Genomic DNA, 19,489 nt, shown 5'->3' with positions numbered 1-19,489 from the left:
TTCGTAAAACTACAAATAATTATTAAACAACTGCATACCTATATTAGGTTTAAAATAATTGCAGGATAAACACCCAAAATTATCGTAATGGCTACAGAGATGATTAAAACAACTTTATATTGTGCTGGTGTGGCAAGTTCTACTTCAGCTCCATCTTTGAACCACATGGCCACAATAACCTTGAAATAGTAATAAAAACCGACCAAAGCATTTAAGATTGCAAAGGCAACTAATAGCGTTTGATACTCACCCATTACGTTTAAAAACATCAGATATTTGCCAATGAAACCTGCTGTTAATGGTATCCCTGCTAGTGATAGCATCGCCACTGTTAAGCATAAAGCCACCAAAGGATTTTTCTTACCTAAGCCGTTAAAGCTCTCAAAATGATCGCTACCTGTTTTTTGTTTAACCAAGATTAACACTGCAAAAGCAATAATAGAGGCAAAGGTATAAGCCGAAGCGTACACCAATACGCTGCTTTCGGAGTTTTTACTTAAAACAATAAGCGAAAATAATAGGTAACCTGCATGAGAAATACTCGAATAGGCTAACATGCGTTTAAAGTTCTTTTGGAACAAAGCGGTAACGTTACCGATAAATAATGTTAAACATACAATTACGATTAGGGGCACAACCCAAAAATCGTGAAGCGGGGCAAAAGCACCAGCAAACAATCTTAAGAATGCTGCAAAACCTGCCGTTTTAACTACCGTACTCATAAAAGTAGTAATTAAAGATGGCGAGCCTTCATACACATCCGGTGTCCAGAAATGGAAAGGAGCAGCTCCAACTTTGAAGCTTAAACCAATCATCATTAATATAACCCCAGGATAAAATATTGGGGAAATTGTTTGTGGATTGGATACTAAATAGGCTTGAATTTTATCTAAATCAAATGAGCCTGTGGCACCGTAAATTAAAGTGATCCCAAATAATAAGAAACCTGTTGAAAATGCCCCCATTAAAAAGTATTTCAATGAAGCTTCATTGCTTGCAAAATCCTTTTTTCTAATTCCGGCAAGAATGTATAAACTCACAGACATGATCTCCAATCCAACAAAAAGCATCGCCATGTTTTTGTAAGATACCATCATAATCATCCCGGCAAGGGAGAATAGTATTAAGGTATAATATTCAGCAATGTTATCGCTTTTAGCATGAAAGTAATTTTGTGTGAGGAGAAAAATCAATGATGTACCCACTATACACACGGCAGAAAATGCCAAGGCAAAATTATCTGTTTGCATCATTCCATAATGTACAGCATTGCCATCCCATGCGTAAAAGGTAAATCCTAATGCAGTAAGTAAACCAACAACGGTAAGCGGTAGTAATGCCTTATTTGCTTTAAACAAACCTGCGTAAAGCACCAAAAAAGCTGTTATACTAATGGTTATAATAATATTCATTGCTTATGTTACTGTTTTAATTTTTGATTTACCTGTTCTAATAAATGTTGCACAGATGCCTCTGTTAAATGCAATAGTGGTTTTGGATATACACCCAAAACAATAATTAATACACAAATGGTGTAAAGAACTAATTTCTCGGTTCCCTTAATATCTGTAAAAGTGATCGTTAAGCTGTTGGTTTGTCCAAGCATAACATTTTGGTACATTCTTAACATATAAACTGCACCAAATATGATGGTTAAACCTGCAACGGCAGCCGCCCAAATGCTGTAGTTATATACGCCTAACAGCAGTAAAAATTCACCTATAAACCCGTTGGTGCCTGGCAATGCAACCGTACCTAAAACAATAATTAAGAAAACGATTGCTAATTGTGGAGCAGTTTTGGCAATGCCACCCAACTCTTCAATTTTATTGGTTTTAACACGAGAGAAGATAATATCTAACACATAAAATAAGCCCACCACATTGATCCCGTGACTTAACATTTGAACCATTGCACCCTGCATACCTTGTTGATTTAAGGCAAATATACCTGCAGAAATTAAACCAACGTGTGCAATAGATGAATACGCAACTAAACGTTTAGCATCCTTCTGTGTAAAAGCAATTAGCGATGCATAAACGATTCCGATAATCGATAAAATAATGACAAGATTACCCCATTCTTGAACGCCCTGAGGAACAATTGGCAATAACCATCTGATTAAACCATAAATACCCATCTTTAACATAATACCCGATAACAGCATAGTACCTGGTGTTGGTGCTGAGGTATAAGTATCTGGTTGCCAAGTATGAAAAGGAAATATTGGCATTTTAATGGCGAATGCGATGAAAAAAGCCCAGAAAATCCAGCCTTGTTGTGTAGGATTTAAGTTTAAGGAATACAAAGTTTGAAGGTCGAAATTATGAGCTGTGTTTTGAAGATATAAATAAATTATCCCCATCAGCATAAACAGTGAACCCGCTATCGTATAAACGAAAAACTTCATGTTGATTCGAATACGGTCTTTGCCTCCCCATACGGCACAAATGAAATAAATTGGAATTAACGCCGCTTCCCATCCGATGTAAAATAAGAACGCATCCATTGCTGTAAAAACCAACAATAGTCCGCTTTGCATAAACAGAATTAGAGCATAAAAGGCCGCTGGGTTTTTATATTCGTGATTGTAACTCGATAAAATAATAATCGGCACCAAAAGGTTGGTAAGCAACACTACAAGCAGACTAATGCCGTCTATACCTGCGTGGAAACGAATGCCCAAATCTGCAATCCATGGTAAATTGGCTTCAAACTGTGTGCTTGCATCAGGAATAAAAGTGAATGCGATAACCAATGCCAAGCCTAAAGAAGCTACTGCGAAAACAGTAGAAATTATTTTAGCTGACTTCCCTGTAAATGCCGTAATAATTGCACCTATAAGCGGAAGAAATATGAGTAGTAAAAGTTGTTCCATTATTTAATTTTGAACCCTTTTTATATGTATAAAAATGTATATAATAACAATGCGACGATACCAAATACCATCATAAATATGTAGAAACCTACGTTTCCACTTTGTAATAAACGGACGCCCTTACTGGCCTCGTTTGTACTCCACCCTAATCCGTTCACAATTCCATCTATAAATTTCGTATCAATTACTTTGTAGAAGAATTTGGAAAGTCCATCTAAAGGCTTAGTAATTAAGAAATCATAAATCTCATCCAAATAAAATTTATTGTAAGATAGCTTAGCCAAGGCAGTGCGTGGTGCTTCGTCAGCAACAGGTACACGTGCGCCTTTTACATATCTCGTGTAAGCATAAACCAACGCGATAACAGCTGCACCTACCGAAATTCCCATTAAGGTAAATTCTGTAGAGTGGTTTAAGCCTAATTCATGTTGTGCTACAACTGGCGCTAACCAATGGGCCAACCAATCATGGCCACCTAAAATTTCCGGTGCATTAATGGCTCCGCCTATCGCGGCTAAAACAGCTAAGATAATTAACGGAATAGTCATAGCTTTTGGAGATTCGTGCACATGGCTTTCTTCGTGATGTGTTCCTCTGTATTGACCAGAAAAGGTAAGGAACATCATTCTAAACATATAAAATGCGGTTAAGAAGGCGGTAAATACTCCAACTGCCCAAAGCACTTTATTGTGTTCAAAAGCATTGGCTAAAATTTCGTCTTTAGAAAAGAAACCCGAAAATGGTGGCAAACCTGCAATGGCAATGGTACCAATCATCATGGTAAAAAACGTAATTGGAAGCTTTTTCCGCAAACCACCCATGTGGCGCATATCCTGCTCGTGGTGCATGGCATGAATTACTGACCCTGCTCCTAAAAACAGCAATGCTTTGAAGAATGCGTGGGTAATTACATGGAAAAATGATCCAGTATAAGCCCCAATACCTAAACCTAAAAACATATATCCCAGTTGAGATACCGTTGAATAAGCCAATACCTTCTTAATATCGGTTTGAGTTAACGCGATGATTGCAGCAATCAACGCCGTTGCAGCACCAACAATCGCAATGATGTTTTGTGTAATGGGCGCAAGATCAAATAATACACTTGAGCGCGCAATCATATAGATACCAGCGGTTACCATCGTTGCAGCATGGATTAACGCCGAAACGGGCGTTGGTCCAGCCATTGCATCAGGCAACCAAGTAAATAAAGGTAGCTGGGCCGACTTACCGCAGGCGCCAATAAATAACAAAATGGTTATTAAAACAATCGTGTTGTTATCTTTCGAAATCGAAATGGCTTGAGGGAATATTTTAGAAAACTCAACACTTCCAAAAAAGTTAAACAATAAGAAAACGCCCAACAAAAAGCCTAAATCACCTATACGGTTCATTACAAAGGCTTTTTTTGCTGCCGAAGCATAAGCAGAATTGGTGTACCAAAATCCAATCAATAAATAAGAGCAAAGTCCTACACCTTCCCAGCCAATAAACATTACGATATAGTTTGATCCCAACACCAATAAAAGCATGAAGAATACAAACAGGTTTAGGTAGCTAAAAAACTTGCCGAATCCTTCATCATCATGCATGTAGCTGGTAGAATACAGGTGAATTAAAAATCCAATTCCAGTAATGATTAAAAGCATAATTGAACTCAAAGGATCAACCAGAAAAGATAAAGGAATGTGTAATGTGCCAGCACTAATCCAATCAAACAAAAAGACTTCGTGAGATTTTTGTGCATCGCCTTGTAAACTAAAGAAAATAACTAAACTGATGATAAATGAAGCAAGGATAACCCCGCTGCCAATAACACCTACTAGTCCTTTAGATAAAGATTTTCTGCCCAATCCATTAATTACAAAACCTAAAAAAGGAAGTAATGGAACCAGCCAGATCAATTGTTCTATTTTCATTTATTACTATATAACTACCACTTAAGGCGATTTAAAACATTAATATCTATCGATTTTGTATTTCTGTAAACCATTACAATGATACTGAGTCCTACTGCTACTTCTGCAGCAGCCAAAGCCATAATGAAAAATACGAAAACCTGTCCTGATGGATCATTACTGTGAACTGAAAAAGCAGTTAAAAGCAAATTAACAGCATTTAACATCAGCTCTACCGACATAAAAATTACGATTGCGTTTCTGCGTGTTAAAACGCCAATTACACCTATTGTGAAAATTATAGCACTTAAATAGATGTAATGATTTAGCGGAACGCCTTGCATTGTTGTTGTTAAATTTTCCATTATGCTTCTACCTCATCTCTTTTAGATAATAAAACGGCTCCAACCATTGCCGACAATAGTAATAGAGATGACAATTCAAACGGTAATAAAAATGGCCCAAAAAGCTCCTTACCTAAATTCTCTACCAAACCCAATCCTTGGTTTTTCAAAATTAACGGACTTGAAATGGCTGTGGCTTTAAGTGAACCAATTAAGGTTACAATTAAACAGCCTCCTGCAATTACGCCTACAATCTTAATTAGTGGCGATTTTGATGGCTCAGTCTCATTATTCAAATTAAGGAGCATCAATACGAATAAAAACAGAACCATAATTGCCCCCATGTAAACAATAAAGTTTACCACGGCCAAAAATTGTGCATTTAATAGCACGTAGTGAACGGTAAAGGTAAAAAAGGTAAGAATTAAGTACAATACACTGTGGATTGGATTTTTTGCAAAAATCACCATCAGCGAAAAGATGATACTTAATGTGGCTACGAAATAGAATACTTGTGTACTCATTAATTTATATTTGTTTATTTGTTTACGCTCAACTAAACTAATTTCAGGTTCCTTTTTATTGAGTGCTGAAAATTTAGCTGACGTTATTATTTTTTCATTTCTAATGGAGCTTCTACCAATTTGTCTTTCCCGTAAATAAAATCTTTACGAAGGTAATCAGCAGGAACAATTGGCCCATCTAAATAAATTGCTTCTTTAGGGCAAGCCTCTTCACACAATCCGCAAAAAATACAGCGAAGCATATTAATTTCATAAGTTGCTGCATATTTTTCTTCTCTGTATAAATCTTTCTCTTCGGGTTTACGCTCGGCTGCAATCATGGTAATTGCTTCCGCAGGGCATGATAAAGCACATAAACCACAAGCGGTACAACGTTCTTTGCCGTTTTCATCACGCTTAAGTGAGTGCATACCTCTAAAGTTGGCAGAAAATTCGCGTTCTACTTCTGGATATCGTATAGTAGCCTCTTTTTTGAATAAGTGGCTGATGGTTATGCCCATACCTTTCATAATTGCAGGTAGGTACATGCGCTCCATAAAGCTCAGAGGCTTTTGTTCCAGTACTTTTTTCTTGTTACTTAATGATTCCATAATTAAAACTTCTCAATAATCGCAATCACAACTCCAGTTATTATAATGTTGGCAATAGCCAAAGGTATTAATCCTCTCCAACCCAAATTCATCAATTGATCGTAACGGAAACGCGGGATTGTCCACCGTACCCACATAAAGAAAAAGATGAAAAAGAATATTTTCGCAAATAAGATTACAGTTCCAAACAATGGCGCCCATGTTGGCCCCCAGTGTGCAGCAATATAATCCATCCCCGGATAATTGTATCCTCCAAAGTATAATGTTGCCATTACCGCTGATGAGACAAACATATTGATGTATTCCGCAAACAGGTAAAAACCAAGTTTCATTGACGAATATTCCGTGTGATAACCACCAATTAACTCCGTTTCACATTCTGGTAAATCAAATGGTGCACGGTTGGTTTCAGCAAAAGAGCATACCATAAAAATGATAAAACCTACTGGTTGGTACCAAACGTTCCAATTAAAGCCATGCTGCTGTTCAACAATTTGCTTTAAGCTCAAGGTATTAGTCATTAAAAGCAGGGCGATGATGGATAACCCCATTGCAATTTCATAACTGATGTTTTGTGATGCCGCACGTATTGCACTCAATAAAGAATACTTGTTATTGGACGCCCATCCACCAATCATAACACCATACACACCTAAAGAAACCACTCCAAAAATGTAAAGAACCCCCACATTAATATCAGAAACTTGAAGTGGAATGACCTTTCCGGCGATTAATACAGGGCTGCCCCAAGGGATAACTGCCGTACCAATACATGCACACAATAATGCTAAACCCGGCCCAGCGATAAATAACCATTTGCTTGATGTTGTCGGAATAATTTCCTCCTTCATAAACATCTTCAATCCATCTGCTAAGGGTTGTAAAATTCCAAAAGGGCCAGCTCTATCCGGACCCAAGCGATCTTGAAGATAGGCGGCAACTTTACGTTCCGCATAGGTAGAATACATGGCAATTACCAAACTGATACCAAAAATTACTGTTACCAGAATAAATTTTTCTATGATAAAACCTGTATCCATTAGTATTTTACTGTTTTATGTAATTCAATTTCATTCGCATCTTGTAAAGCCTGATTTGGCTGAATAACATGCAAAGGTTTCAATGTTTCATAATGATTTGATGCAATTACAGATGTATCATCAATATGGGTTGGATGTTCAATCACCCAATCTGAAGTTGCTTTCTTGTCAAAACGGCAGGTATTACAGATAAATTCTTCAACCTCACCAAATTGATCTTTACGAGCCGTTACACGCAAAACATCCTCCCCTTTATACCAAAGTGTTACCTTTCCATTGCATTTTTCATGGTCGCAATTGCGGTGTGCATCAATGGGTTTGGTAAACCAAACGCGGTTTTTAAAACGGAAGGTTCTATCTGTTAAAGCACCAACAGGGCAAACATCAATCACATTTCCTGAGAAATCATTGTCAACAGCTGTTTGAATGTAAGTTGAAATTTCGGAATGATCGCCGCGATTTAAGATGCCATGTACACGCTTATTTGTAATCTGATCAGCAGTGAAAACACAGCGATAGCACAAAATACAACGATTCATGTGCAATTGAATTTTATCACCTATGTCAATTCTTTCGAAAGTACGACGCTCAAACTCGTAACGAGTTTTTTGTAAACCGTGCTCGTAGCCTAAATTCTGCAAGTCGCATTCACCAGCCTGGTCACAAACTGGGCAATCTAGTGGATGGTTAATTAATAGAATTTCTACAACACCGGCTCTTGCTTCCAAAACTTCTGGAGAGGTAATGTTAAGTACTTCCATACCATCCATTACGGTTGTACGGCAAGATGCGACCAACTTTGGCATTGGGCGAGGGTCTTTTTCAGAGCCTTTCGTCACCTTTACGATGCAAGTACGGCACTTACCACCACTGCCCTCTAACTTAGAATAATAGCACATGGCTGGCGGAACGATGTCACCTCCAATTTGCCTCGCAGCATTTAAGATGGTGGTACCGTTGTCAACTTCTACTGTTATCCCGTCTATTGTTACTTTTACTTTATCACTCATTTTATAAGTCAAAAGTGAAAATTAAAAATTGAAAATCTTTAACATTCCTAGTTTTATTCCTTGTTCATGTTCATTATTATAGAAGCCAAAATCATTCATATTTAATCCACTCCTTTTAATAATTTTAATCTATAATTGAAAAGTATAGCCAATTTAACAGGCGCTTTTACTCTTTAATTTGGATTTTTTACTTCTTCAGCTTTCGCTATCGGATTAGCATAGTTTGCTAGACCATAATTTTGTTGCTGACTTTTGATTGGCTCTTTAATATGCCATTCAAATTCATCTCTAAAGTGTCTAATCGCACTTGCAACAGGCCAGGCAGCAGCATCACCTAAAGGACAAATGGTATTGCCTTCAATTTTTCGCTGAATATCCCATAGCAAATCCACATCTTCCATCTTACCATGACCGTGCTCAATTTTATGCAAAACCTTTTCCATCCAACCCGTTCCTTCACGGCAAGGCGAACATTGTCCGCAACTTTCGTGATGATAAAAGCGAGCAAAATTCCAGGTATTTCTAACAATACATTGGTCTTCATCAAAAGCGATAAAACCACCAGAGCCCAACATGGTTCCTGTAGCAAATCCACCTTCCGATAAGGATTCGTAACTCATTAACCGAGGTTCGCCATTTGCGTATTTTAAAGTCAAATTCGCTGGCAAAATAGGCACTGATGAGCCACCAGCTACAGTTGCTTTAAGTTTTTTACCATTGGCAATACCTCCACAATATTCGTCTGAATAGATAAATTCTTCAACAGGTAAACCCAATTCTATTTCATAAACACCTGGTTTTACTAAATTTCCAGAAGCTGAGATTAATTTTGTACCTGTACTTCTACCAATTCCAATTTTAGCATACTCATCACCACCATCGTTGATAATTGGCACCACTGCAGCAATAGATTCTACATTGTTCACCACTGTTGGACAGCCGTACAATCCTGCAATAGCAGGGAAAGGTGGTTTTATTCTAGGATTACCTCTTTTACCCTCAAGTGATTCTAACAAAGCAGTTTCCTCGCCGCATATGTATGCACCACCACCTGGTTGAACATATAATTCTAGATCGTAACCTGTACCTAAAATGTTTTTGCCTAACCAACCAGCTGCTTTAGCTTCTGCAATGGCCTTCTCCAAAATACGGATTTGGGGCATCATCTCTCCACGAACGTAGATATAGGAAACCTTCGCACCTAATGCAAAGCTCGAAACAATCATTCCTTCAATCAATGCATGAGGAATATGAGTCATCAAATAACGGTCTTTAAAAGTCCCTGGCTCAGATTCGTCTGCATTGCAAACCAAATAGCGTGCAACGCCTTCTGGCTTAGCCAAAAAGCTCCATTTCATCCCCGTAGGAAAACCTGCACCCCCGCGACCGCGTAATCCAGATTTCTTAACTTCTTCAACAATTTCCTCGGGTGTTAAAGTTTTAAGAGCTTTTTCTACGGCACGGTACCCACCTTTTTGGCGATAGACCTCAAGTGTATTGATGCCTGGTACGTTAATATGCTCAAGTAATAATTTGCGACTCATTTATCTTTTTAGATGTGAGATGTGAGATATAAGATGTGAGCCTTTAAATGAAAGATGAAGATTAGACTCTTGTCTTTTTCATTTCTCTTATCTAATTTCTCAAATCTCATATCCCATATCTAGTTTCTCAAATCTTGTTCTTTAAATCTTCAATCAATTTATCTACGCTTTCGGTAGTTAGGTTTTCATAGAAGGTATATTCAGGGCTAATTTGTAAAACCGGGCCAAAACCACAGGCTGCCAAACATTCAACTCCTCTAAAGCTGAATAAACCATCTGCAGTAACTTCACCCTCTTTAACACCCAACTTACTTTCTAAGTGATTTAATATTTTTTCTGCTCCTACCAAACAACAAGGTCCGGTACGGCAAACTTCCATTGCATATTTACCTTGAGGCTTTAAAAAGTACATACTGTAGAAAGTAGCTACTTCATAAACCTCAATAGGTTGAATTTTCAAGTAATCTGCAACTTGATCCATTGCAGAAGTGCTTACCCATAAAAACTCCGCTTGCACCAAATGTAATAAGGGTAGCAAAGCCGATTTTGTTTTATCTGCCGGATAACGGGTGATTACCTCATCAAATTTGGCAAGCAATTCTGATGAGAACACTACAGGTGTTTGTTCTTCTACTTTAAGCATCTAATTCTCCTGCAATAATATTCATACTACTCATGTTGATAATGGCATCGGATAACAACATCCCTTCACTCATTGGAGCAAACATTTGGTAATTCACAAAACTTGGTCTGCGGAAATGTAAACGATAAGGTGTCCGTCCGCCATCATTAATTAAATAAAAACCCAATTCGCCGTTACCGCCTTCAACTGCGTGATAAACCTCAGCCTTAGGCGCATCAATTTCACCCATTACAATTTTAAAGTGATAGATTAATGCTTCCATATTGTTATAAACCTCTTGTTTTGGAGGAAGATAAAATTCAGGTACATCGGCATGGAAAATACCTTTTGGTTCTGATTTCAATTTTTCAACAGCCTGTTCGATAATTCGAACACTCTGCCACATTTCTTCATTTCTTACTAAATATCGGTCGTATATATCACCACTTGTACCAACAGGCACTTCAAAGTCAAAATCTTGATAGGATGAATAAGGATCACTCACACGAACATCATAATCCACACCAGTGGCGCGTAAAAGTGGGCCTGTCCAGCTATATTCCAGAGCAGTTTCTTTAGTTACTTCTGCTACACCTGCTGTTCTATCGATAAAAATACGGTTACGGCTTAAAAGGTTTTCAAACTCTTTTAATGCCACCGGAAATTCTTTTAAAAATTTATTGATTTTAGCAAAAGCAATTTCGTTAAAATCTCTCTCGAAGCCACCAATACGCCCGATGTTTGTGGTTAAACGTGCGCCACAAACTTCTTCGAAAATTTCGTAAATGTGCTCACGGAATTGGAAAAGGTAAAGGAAAGTGGTTGTAGCTCCAGTATCCTGACCAATAATCGTATTGCAAATGATGTGATCGGAAATTCTTGAAAGCTCCATAATGATTACGCGAAGATAATCCACACGTTTCGGCATTTGGATGTTTAACAACTTTTCAACCGTCATGTGCCAACCCATATTGTTAATAGGCGAAGAACAATAGTTTAAACGATCGGTAAGTGGGGTAATTTGATAAAATGGGCGATGCTCGGCAATTTTTTCAAATGCACGGTGGATGTACCCAATAGTAGAAACGCCGCTCACTATCCGCTCGCCATCTAACTGCAAAACGTTTTGAAAAACACCGTGGGTTGCGGGGTGGGTTGGACCTAAGTTTAGGGTTACCAATTCACTCTGCGGGTCGTTATCTGTAAATACCGGATGGTTATGATTCATATTTTACCTTCCAAAAAATTCGTCTTTTTTATCTACTCTGTTCGGATCTTCCAATGGATATTGCTTCAACATCGGGTGCACACCTAAATCATCCATATTTAAAATACGTCGTAAATCCGGGTGACCTTCAAATCTAACACCGAACAAATCATAAGTTTCTCGCTCCATCCAGTTAGCCCCTTTCCAAACTGTTGTTGCAGTTGGGATGGTTGGGTTTTGTTCAGAAATGAAAACCTTTATTCTTATTCTAACCTTCTCTACCATGTTGTTGAGATGATATACCACCGCAATACCGTGATCTTTGCCAGGATAGTGGACTGCCGTTATATCGGTTAGAAAGTTAAATTTTAATTCGTTTTTTAAGAATGATAACACGTTTACAATAACATCTTTGGTGGTTGCAAAGGATAGTAAGCCATAAGGCTCAGAAACAGCTGTTACTTTTTCGCCAAACTTATCGCTAAGTTTTGCTAGGATATTGTTATTTAGAGTCGCTTCTTCCATTATTTAATGCCGTATTGACCTAAAAGTTCTTTATAATAATCTGAGTTTCTTCTTCTACCCGATTCGTTTCTAACCAAATCCTGAATTCTTTGAAAACCATCTAAAATTGCTTCTGGTCTTGGCGGGCAACCTGGAACATATACATCCACAGGGATCACTTCATCAATACCTTGCAAAACTGAATAGGTATCGAAAATACCGCCACTACTTGCACAAGCACCAACGGCCATCACCCAACGGGGCTCTGCCATTTGGATATAAACTTGCTTTAATACAGGCGCCATTTTTTTAGCGATTGTACCCATTACCATTAAAACATCTGCCTGACGAGGAGAAAAACTCAAACGTTCTGCACCAAAACGACCCAAATCGTAATGAGAACCCATGGTTGCCATAAACTCAATTCCACAACATGATGTTGCAAACGGTAATGGCCATAACGAATTTGAACGAGCCAAACCAATAACTTTATCCATTGAAGTGGCAAAGAAACCAGATCCTTCTATTCCCGGAGGCGCATCAACTATATTAATTTCACTCATGTTTATAAACAAAAAATGCTCATCCCTTTGCAGAATGAGCAACAAATTTACAATATTTTAAAGGCAAATAAACTAGGTTAACTCGATTTAGAACCTTTCTAAATAAACAATATATGATGCGGTTAGTGTGTGCGATACACCTTCCATTTTTAACTAAAATGTTAACCGAAAATCAACTTCTATCTGCACTTTTATCAATGCTAAGTTGATTAATTCCAGTCTAAAACTTTTTTCTTAATTACGTAGATAAAACCAAGTAATAACGTGCCCATGAAAATGAACATTTCAATCATTCCATCCATCTTTAATGCTCTGAAATTAACCGCCCATGGGTACATAAAAATAACTTCCACATCAAACAACACAAATAGTATGGCTACTACAAAGTATTTAATGGAAAAGGGTTGACGGGCATTACCAATAGATTTAACACCTGCTTCAAAAGTTTCTAGCTTATCGCTGGTTTTTCGTTTTGGGCCTAAGAAATGTGTTGCCACCAATGTGGTTACAACGAAACCTAAAGCCACAATTACTTGAAATATAATTGGTAAAAAATCTATAGCTGAACTTTGCGCTTGCATAATTTCTGTTTTCTGATGCAAAAGTAAAAGAAAAAGGCAGAGTAACCAAACTCTGCCTTTCCTAAATTATTAATTAGATTTATTATTTACCTTTTCCTTTTGCAGCTGGAGCTTGAAGCTCTTTTAATTTAGCTGTTGCAAATGGGCCAGCTGGATCAAGTGCGATACTCTTGTTTAAGAAATCAACCGCTTTCGCTTTATCTTTATCAGCATAGTAAGCACCTAAATAATCATAAGATTCTACTAAGTTATTTTTATTGCTTGCTGCTTCTTCTGGTTTTACCAAGCTAATGTATTTTTCAAAGAAAGGAATTGAAGCATACTTTGGATTTGTTTTATCATCCATTAGGTTTGCGATCCTTGCTCTTGTAAAATATCCTAAAGCAAACTCAGGAGATACTTTATTCAAATGGCTCAAAGCAGAATCTGCCTCAACTAAACCAGCTGTATTTAACGGCTTTTTGTCTTTTTGCAAGAAATACGACTCGTAGAAACGAGTTTGACCTAAGTAATAATAGTTGGTTAATGACCCTTTACCATTAGGATTGTATTTAATTGCAAGATTATAAATCTCAGCAGACTTAGCATATTTTTTTGCTTTCATCAATGCCAAACCTGCTTCTGCCAAGGCATCAGCATTGTTCGAATCGATTTTCGCTGCCTCAATGATATTCATTACCGCTAAACTGTCTTGACCAGCTTTTAACTGAGATTTTCCTAAATAAAGGTAATCATTACCTAAAATTTTGGTTTTATCTTTTTCCTTCGCAAAGAACTCAGTTAAATAAGTTAATGCTTGAGGATAGTTTTTGTTTTCGTAAGCAGACCATCCTTTTAAACGAGATACGATGATACCTTTTGGATCATTAGCAGGAACTTGCATGCTTGAAGCTACTTGCTCCAAGGTTTGGAAATCCTTTGCATAAAATAAGAATTGAGCATAACGCAATTGAGACTCTAAAGATTTGTCGGTCAAATCCATATATTTTTTATAGTTCTCAATACCTTTTTTTGCTTTTTCTTGATCGGTACCAAAACTACTCCATTGTAAGTATAACTCACCCAATTCTCGGTAAGCAGGGCCGTAGTTTGGATCTGCAGCAATTACATCTTGTAATTCCTTTTCACCTTCTGGAAAAGCTCTAGATTCTTTGTACATTTTACCAATTTGAGTTTTGGCTCGTCTGTTGTTTGGATCAACATCACCAACTCTCATGTATGGGCCTAATGCCTCAGAGTTTTTCTTTTGTAATGCGTAGGCATCACCCTGTGCTAAGAAAACATCGGCATCTTTATCTTTAGAATCTAACTCATCAGCTTTAGTGATATTAGCCAAAGCACTGGTGAAATCTGGTTTAGATACATCCTCGCTTGGCTTATCTTGAGCTAAATAAGCTTTACCGATATTTAAATATGTTTTGTAGTCTTTTGGCGCTAATGCTACCGCTTTATCGAAATTGGTTTTAGCTGATGTTGGATTGTTGGATAACATATCCGCTTCGCCTAAGCCAATTAAGTTTAGGTTACTTTTTGGATCAGCTGTTACACCTTTCGTAAAAACTGCTCTAGCCGAATCAATATAACCGGTTTTCAAGTAAACCAAACCCAGGTTATAATAATTTTCACCATTTGTTGCTTGTGAACTCACCAATGATTTAAGCATTGATGATGCTTTCTGATACTGTTCAGCGTCAATGGCTTTTTTCGCGTCGTTTAAATTTTGAGCAAAAACTGCAGAACCCATCAACACTAAACCTACATTTAAGGTTATTGCTTTCTTTGAAATTTTCATTGGATTTAATTTTTGTTTTTTAATGGTAATGAAGTTGATTAAGCCATGGTTCTTTTCTCTTCTAATTGCCTTTTCAACCTTCACCGGTAATTCCTATCTCTAAATGTGAAGCATTCTCTTAAATACTTCGTGGTTCAATTTATAAATTATTTTTCTTTTGTTAAGTTAATTTCTCTCGGCATTAATTTATGTGGTGCCAGTCCAGATTTAAGTACAATCAATTGCCCCCTTTGGCTCCTTAACCATGTTGCAAATCCTGTGCCTAAACCATCTCTCCCTTCACAATCTATTATATTTACGTTTCTAAGAAAAGGATAGATTCCGTTTATAAGATTATCTTGTGTAGGTTTATAAAACTGATCGTCGCCAACTTTACCCTTTAAATTCTTTACACCTAAAACTTTTACCTGGCTCAAATAATCTGTCATCTTCGAATTGCGATCGGTAATCCAATTCATACCTAAAATACCAATAAAATTCTTATCCTGAGCTATAAGCTTGATGACTTCATTGCTAGAATTTTTCGAATAAACACCTTTAGCTGGAAATTGACTAATATTTGCCAATTGTTTAAAATATTGGAAGGTACTTGAATAAGCGTTATCAAAGACCAATTTTTTATCTGAACTTTTCCCTTGTAATATATCTATAACTTCTTTAACGGTAATTACACTATCAATATTGCCCTGATTTGTAATTAAAGCGATTCCATCAACCGCAAAGCGCGAGGTATTAATCTTTATGTTGCGTTGATTATAATATTTTTCTTCCTGCTTGGTTAACATTCTAGGCAAAACAATTACCCTAACGCTGTCGTTTAAGAAGGCTGGCAATAATTTTTCTTCAGGCTTTATTATAGTTTCAAATTTTGCCTGCGGATAATCCAAGCCGAAAATACCAATTTGTTCCTGAACAATTGGGCCTACGCTTTCATCAACCAATATTTTTAAAGTACCGCTGGTTCGGGTTTCTTTTACCGCTTCAGTTTTTGCTTTACGTTTACAAGAAACAAAAGCGAGCAACATAAATATAAAAAGGATATTTCTCATCAATGATTAGTCTCGCCTACCCAGGCTTAATAGTCGTACAAAAGCATAAATAATGAGGAAGATTCCTATAGCTACCTTACCGTAGTAAGGAATATTTAGATTAAGGCCTTTCCAAAAGATAAATGCCAAACCCAAGATCACGTAAAAAACAAACATGATAAGGCCTAAAATGAGCAAAAACCGCTGTTTAGGCGATTTTTGCTTAAAAATATCAAAATTTAACATTTACTATTAGTTCAATGTAAAGTTTACGTTGATGTTGTATTTTACCCTTACAGGCTTACCATTTTGGATACCTGGGTTCCAACGTGGACTGGCCTTTAGTACACGGATAGCTTCTTCATCAGTACCGCTACCTAAGCCACGTGTAACTGTGATATCAGTTAATTTACCATCCTTTTCAACAACGAAAGATAAAAACACTTTACCCTGTACGTTATTTTCTTGTGCCATTGGCGGGTATTTAATTGCTTTACCTAAATAACCGTAAAACTTAGCAATACCTCCTGGATATTCTGGTTGTTTCTCGATACTAACAAAGTCATAAACCTTATTATCATCTACAGCAACAGCCTCAGTACGTTTTGGACCTTCACCAACAGGTTCAGCAATCTGAATATCTGCGGTTGGATCACCCTTAATATCTCTTTGGCCAGGATCTGCTTCCTTCAGCTTTTCAACTGTAGGTGGTTCCTCATCACGTACTTGCTCATCTGGCTTAACGATTGGAGGTGGCATTTTTACCTGATCCACTTTTGGTGGCGGTGGCTCTACCGGTGGGGGTGGAGGTGTTTTTGGATCAACTGGGGGCGGCGGAGCGATAATTACTTCCTGTGCTTTTAATTGCTCATCCTGATTATCTATTGAACCTTTGATTAGGCTATAGATTTTTGGAGAGAAAAACAAGATAAGAAAGATTACTGAACCGATAATCAACGCCCTAGTGGTATTGGCTCCATTGGTCTTACGCAATTGGTAAGCACCATAGCTTTTGTTTTTATCAGCAAAAACTACTTCAAGCCACTCACTTCTAAATATATCTAATTTTGACATGATTATTGAGTTTAACTTTATTATAAAATACCTTGTGATCTCATCGACTCTTTTTCGGCATCAAGGATATTGTCATCATCGATTTGACGAACTTTAACCTTTAATATTTCCAATTCGTCCATAATATCAACAAAGTTTTGGAATGTAGATCCGCTGGTTGGTTTTACCAAGACAACAAATTCTCCTTTTATTCCAGATGCATCAGCAACTTTTCTATTTGCGATAATAGATTTATCAACTTGTGATAAGTTTTCATAAGTTGGAGCTGTTTTACCAGCCTCACCCATATACCACGCTACTTTATCTTTTTTACCCAATAAAATAGTCATCGTTTTAGATGCTTTTAACTCCAATCTGTTATCCAAATTCTTGTCGTCTTTATCTGGCTTTACAATATCCATTGCTTGAGGCGTAGATATTGATGTTGTTAAAATAAAGAATGTTACCAAAAGAAACATCAAATCTACCATCGGAGTCATATCAACCCTTGGCGTGGCTTTCTTCCCGCCTGTGTTTAATTCTGCCATTTCTTATTTCTTTTTAGCTTCAGAGTTTGTAACTAACAAAAATTTATTCACTTTTTGTTTCTGAAGTACATCAACAATCTTTTTAATTACAGGATATTCCTCTTTGGCATCGCCTTTAATACTTACACGCATTGGCTGTTGATTAATCTCAGCAGTTGCGGTACGCGCTTGCAAAACCCATGAATTTAACTGATTGTCAGTTGAATCCGTTGGAATTCCGGTTTGTACTCCGGGCTTCATCCTATCTGATCCAGACATTGCAATAAACTTTTTCAGATCTGAAACTGGTACACCAAAAGTTGAGATTACTGAAAAACGTTGTATTTCTTCTGGAGTAAAGCTAATGTTATATTGTTGTCCAATTAACTCTAAGGTTTTAGCCCTTACTTTATTTCCTGCTACTTCAAAGAAAACCTTACCCTGCCCAATTGTTAAAATTGCGTTATTCTCTGCTGGCACCTTAAACTCATATGTTGATGAGGGGGTTTGTACAGCTAGTGGTTCTGGTTGCCTTGCAGTTGCAGTTAATATGAAGAAAGTAAGTAACAATGAAGCCACATCACACATGGCGGTCATATCTGTTACGGTACTTGTTCTTTTAACTTTTATTCTAGGCATAATATAAATTACTAGTTTTAATAATGATGTTCTTTTTTCCGGTTTTCCATAAAGCCGGTAAAAATTTTTTCAAAATTCTTATTTATGCGAACTAGCGTATGTTTGAACGATGCTGAAACCAGCTTCATCGATAGCGTAAGTTAACTTGTCGATTTTAGAAGTTAATACGTTATACATGATAATTGCTACTGTTGATACCAAGATACCTGTTGCAGTGTTAATCAATGCCTCAGAGATACCTACCGCTAATGCTGATTGATCTGGAGCACCAGAATTTGCTAAACCGGCGAATGCACGGATCATACCTGTTACTGTACCCAATAAACCTACTAACGTACCAATTGATACTAAGGTTGCAATTACAGTTAAGTTTTGCTCTAACATTGGCATTTCTAAAGCAGTTGCTTCTTCTACCTCTTTTTGGATTGCAACGATTGATTGCTCCACATCCATATTGGTATCTGCTTCTACTTCGCTATATTTTTTTAATCCTGATTTAATTACGTTAGCAACAGAACCTTGTTGTTTGTCGCACTCTGCTTTAGCTGCATCGATGTTTCCTGCGCTTAACAAACCTTGTACTTTACGGATAAAAGTATCTAAGCTTGATTTTCCACTTGCTTTACCAATTACGATGAAACGCTCGATTGAGAATACAATAACTACTAAAAGTAATCCTACTAAGATCGCTACGATAGGACCTCCTTTGTATGCTGTTCCAAGATAGTTTCCTGCTAAAGGTAATTTTTCTCTGTCACCATCAATAAAGTTACTTCCTTCTCCGAATACGAATCTCCAAACACAGAATCCAATTACAATACAGATTGGAATAACGAATGTTGCAAATACATTTGAAGCACTTGAAGAGCTCTCTTTTTTAACAGTTGTCGGTTTTGGTGCGTTTGCCATTTTTTTTTAATTTTTAGTTTTAGTTCTTGTTTTTAATTTTTAGCTGTTTTCTTTTGTAATACACACAACGTTTCTTATCTGGTTTTGTTGCGAAAAACAAATTTATAACTTTGATTTAAATTACAAATTAATAAATCAATAAACAATTAAATCGTTACTTAAGATTTAGTTTACGGTAATCACAAAGGGTGTATAACAAAAAAATTGCCTCAGCCAGAGGCAATTCTTTCACAATA

The 19,489-nt window shown here is 37.0% G+C and carries 20 protein-coding genes; all 20 read right to left on the bottom strand.

What is annotated here, in order from left to right; translation table 11 throughout:
* Window positions 1–38: 38 nt before the first annotated feature.
* Window positions 39–1,412, bottom strand: a complete 1,374-nt coding sequence (locus DHW03_RS11135; protein WP_109925857.1) for an NADH-quinone oxidoreductase subunit N — start codon at window positions 1,410–1,412, stop codon at window positions 39–41.
* Window positions 1,413–1,420: 8 nt separating this feature from the next.
* Window positions 1,421–2,878, bottom strand: coding sequence for a complex I subunit 4 family protein (locus DHW03_RS11130; RefSeq protein WP_109925856.1), 1,458 nt, complete (start codon window positions 2,876–2,878; stop codon window positions 1,421–1,423).
* 20 nt (window positions 2,879–2,898) lie between these two features.
* Complete coding sequence (gene nuoL / locus DHW03_RS11125; protein WP_109926034.1) at window positions 2,899–4,791, bottom strand: NADH-quinone oxidoreductase subunit L; 1,893 nt, start codon at window positions 4,789–4,791, stop codon at window positions 2,899–2,901.
* A 20-nt stretch (window positions 4,792–4,811) separates the two neighbouring features.
* Complete coding sequence (gene nuoK, locus DHW03_RS11120) at window positions 4,812–5,141, bottom strand: NADH-quinone oxidoreductase subunit NuoK (RefSeq protein ID WP_109925855.1); 330 nt, start codon at window positions 5,139–5,141, stop codon at window positions 4,812–4,814.
* Window positions 5,141–5,644 carry an NADH-quinone oxidoreductase subunit J family protein gene (locus DHW03_RS11115; RefSeq protein WP_109925854.1) on the bottom strand — a complete coding sequence of 168 codons (504 nt, stop codon included), beginning with the start codon at window positions 5,642–5,644 and terminating at the stop codon, window positions 5,141–5,143. The genes nuoK and DHW03_RS11115 overlap by 1 nt, the downstream gene beginning before the upstream one ends.
* Before the next feature lie 86 nt (window positions 5,645–5,730).
* Window positions 5,731–6,234 carry a NuoI/complex I 23 kDa subunit family protein gene (locus DHW03_RS11110; RefSeq protein ID WP_109925853.1) on the bottom strand — a complete coding sequence of 168 codons (504 nt, stop codon included), beginning with the start codon at window positions 6,232–6,234 and terminating at the stop codon, window positions 5,731–5,733.
* A gap of 2 nt (window positions 6,235–6,236) precedes the next feature.
* Entirely contained in the window at window positions 6,237–7,274 is a 1,038-nt protein-coding gene (gene nuoH, locus DHW03_RS11105; protein ID WP_109925852.1) for an NADH-quinone oxidoreductase subunit NuoH, read from the bottom strand.
* Window positions 7,274–8,284 (bottom strand): 2Fe-2S iron-sulfur cluster-binding protein, encoded by a 1,011-nt coding sequence (locus DHW03_RS11100; protein WP_109925851.1) that lies wholly within the window; start codon window positions 8,282–8,284, stop codon window positions 7,274–7,276. The genes nuoH and DHW03_RS11100 overlap by 1 nt, the downstream gene beginning before the upstream one ends.
* 173 nt (window positions 8,285–8,457) lie before the next feature.
* Entirely contained in the window at window positions 8,458–9,828 is a 1,371-nt protein-coding gene (gene nuoF, locus DHW03_RS11095; protein ID WP_109925850.1) for an NADH-quinone oxidoreductase subunit NuoF, read from the bottom strand.
* Window positions 9,829–9,955: 127 nt separating this feature from the next.
* Window positions 9,956–10,471: an NADH-quinone oxidoreductase subunit NuoE family protein gene (locus DHW03_RS11090; RefSeq protein ID WP_109925849.1), complete on the bottom strand. Its 516-nt coding sequence runs from the start codon at window positions 10,469–10,471 to the stop codon at window positions 9,956–9,958.
* On the bottom strand, window positions 10,464–11,678 hold the full coding sequence (locus tag DHW03_RS11085; protein ID WP_109925848.1) for an NADH-quinone oxidoreductase subunit D: 1,215 nt from the start codon (window positions 11,676–11,678) through the stop codon (window positions 10,464–10,466). Before DHW03_RS11085 ends, DHW03_RS11090 begins: the two co-directional genes overlap by 8 nt.
* A gap of 3 nt (window positions 11,679–11,681) precedes the next feature.
* Window positions 11,682–12,182: an NADH-quinone oxidoreductase subunit C gene (locus tag DHW03_RS11080; RefSeq protein WP_109925847.1), complete on the bottom strand. Its 501-nt coding sequence runs from the start codon at window positions 12,180–12,182 to the stop codon at window positions 11,682–11,684.
* Complete coding sequence (locus tag DHW03_RS11075; protein WP_029282020.1) at window positions 12,182–12,724, bottom strand: NADH-quinone oxidoreductase subunit B; 543 nt, start codon at window positions 12,722–12,724, stop codon at window positions 12,182–12,184. Before DHW03_RS11075 ends, DHW03_RS11080 begins: the two co-directional genes overlap by 1 nt.
* A gap of 209 nt (window positions 12,725–12,933) precedes the next feature.
* Window positions 12,934–13,305 carry an NADH-quinone oxidoreductase subunit A gene (locus DHW03_RS11070; protein WP_090984401.1) on the bottom strand — a complete coding sequence of 124 codons (372 nt, stop codon included), beginning with the start codon at window positions 13,303–13,305 and terminating at the stop codon, window positions 12,934–12,936.
* An 82-nt stretch (window positions 13,306–13,387) separates the two neighbouring features.
* Window positions 13,388–15,097: a tetratricopeptide repeat protein gene (locus DHW03_RS11065; protein WP_109926033.1), complete on the bottom strand. Its 1,710-nt coding sequence runs from the start codon at window positions 15,095–15,097 to the stop codon at window positions 13,388–13,390.
* A gap of 146 nt (window positions 15,098–15,243) precedes the next feature.
* A complete protein-coding gene (locus DHW03_RS11060) occupies window positions 15,244–16,146 on the bottom strand; it encodes a PstS family phosphate ABC transporter substrate-binding protein (RefSeq protein WP_109925846.1) in 903 nt (300 codons plus the stop codon).
* 231 nt (window positions 16,147–16,377) lie between these two features.
* Complete coding sequence (locus tag DHW03_RS11050; protein ID WP_109925844.1) at window positions 16,378–17,199, bottom strand: energy transducer TonB; 822 nt, start codon at window positions 17,197–17,199, stop codon at window positions 16,378–16,380.
* Between the two features lie 20 nt (window positions 17,200–17,219).
* Window positions 17,220–17,726: an ExbD/TolR family protein gene (locus DHW03_RS11045; protein WP_109925843.1), complete on the bottom strand. Its 507-nt coding sequence runs from the start codon at window positions 17,724–17,726 to the stop codon at window positions 17,220–17,222.
* A 3-nt stretch (window positions 17,727–17,729) separates the two neighbouring features.
* Window positions 17,730–18,344, bottom strand: coding sequence for a biopolymer transporter ExbD (locus DHW03_RS11040; RefSeq protein WP_109925842.1), 615 nt, complete (start codon window positions 18,342–18,344; stop codon window positions 17,730–17,732).
* A gap of 78 nt (window positions 18,345–18,422) precedes the next feature.
* The gene (locus DHW03_RS11035; RefSeq protein WP_109925841.1) at window positions 18,423–19,253 is read right to left on the bottom strand and encodes a MotA/TolQ/ExbB proton channel family protein; all 831 of its coding nucleotides are present in this window, start codon (window positions 19,251–19,253) and stop codon (window positions 18,423–18,425) included.
* Window positions 19,254–19,489: the final 236 nt, after the last annotated feature.

Source organism: Pedobacter yonginensis (genome assembly GCF_003173595.1).
GTDB lineage: Bacteria > Bacteroidota > Bacteroidia > Sphingobacteriales > Sphingobacteriaceae > Pedobacter > Pedobacter yonginense.
Note: the sequence above shows the minus strand (reverse complement) of the source record. Positions and strands in the feature narration are given on the sequence as shown.

Coding starts and splice junctions, on each gene's coding strand:
- DHW03_RS11135 (WP_109925857.1), bottom strand. CDS start 1,412: ATGAATATTATTATAACCATTAGTATAACAGCTTTTTTGGTGCTTTAC.
- DHW03_RS11130 (WP_109925856.1), bottom strand. CDS start 2,878: ATGGAACAACTTTTACTACTCATATTTCTTCCGCTTATAGGTGCAATT.
- nuoK (WP_109925855.1), bottom strand. CDS start 5,141: ATGGAAAATTTAACAACAACAATGCAAGGCGTTCCGCTAAATCATTAC.
- DHW03_RS11115 (WP_109925854.1), bottom strand. CDS start 5,644: ATGAGTACACAAGTATTCTATTTCGTAGCCACATTAAGTATCATCTTT.
- DHW03_RS11110 (WP_109925853.1), bottom strand. CDS start 6,234: ATGGAATCATTAAGTAACAAGAAAAAAGTACTGGAACAAAAGCCTCTG.
- nuoH (WP_109925852.1), bottom strand. CDS start 7,274: ATGGATACAGGTTTTATCATAGAAAAATTTATTCTGGTAACAGTAATT.
- DHW03_RS11100 (WP_109925851.1), bottom strand. CDS start 8,284: ATGAGTGATAAAGTAAAAGTAACAATAGACGGGATAACAGTAGAAGTT.
- nuoF (WP_109925850.1), bottom strand. CDS start 9,828: ATGAGTCGCAAATTATTACTTGAGCATATTAACGTACCAGGCATCAAT.
- DHW03_RS11090 (WP_109925849.1), bottom strand. CDS start 10,471: ATGCTTAAAGTAGAAGAACAAACACCTGTAGTGTTCTCATCAGAATTG.
- DHW03_RS11085 (WP_109925848.1), bottom strand. CDS start 11,678: ATGAATCATAACCATCCGGTATTTACAGATAACGACCCGCAGAGTGAA.
- DHW03_RS11080 (WP_109925847.1), bottom strand. CDS start 12,182: ATGGAAGAAGCGACTCTAAATAACAATATCCTAGCAAAACTTAGCGAT.
- DHW03_RS11075 (WP_029282020.1), bottom strand. CDS start 12,724: ATGAGTGAAATTAATATAGTTGATGCGCCTCCGGGAATAGAAGGATCT.
- DHW03_RS11070 (WP_090984401.1), bottom strand. CDS start 13,305: ATGCAAGCGCAAAGTTCAGCTATAGATTTTTTACCAATTATATTTCAA.
- DHW03_RS11065 (WP_109926033.1), bottom strand. CDS start 15,097: ATGAAAATTTCAAAGAAAGCAATAACCTTAAATGTAGGTTTAGTGTTG.
- DHW03_RS11060 (WP_109925846.1), bottom strand. CDS start 16,146: ATGAGAAATATCCTTTTTATATTTATGTTGCTCGCTTTTGTTTCTTGT.
- DHW03_RS11050 (WP_109925844.1), bottom strand. CDS start 17,199: ATGTCAAAATTAGATATATTTAGAAGTGAGTGGCTTGAAGTAGTTTTT.
- DHW03_RS11045 (WP_109925843.1), bottom strand. CDS start 17,726: ATGGCAGAATTAAACACAGGCGGGAAGAAAGCCACGCCAAGGGTTGAT.
- DHW03_RS11040 (WP_109925842.1), bottom strand. CDS start 18,344: ATGCCTAGAATAAAAGTTAAAAGAACAAGTACCGTAACAGATATGACC.
- DHW03_RS11035 (WP_109925841.1), bottom strand. CDS start 19,253: ATGGCAAACGCACCAAAACCGACAACTGTTAAAAAAGAGAGCTCTTCA.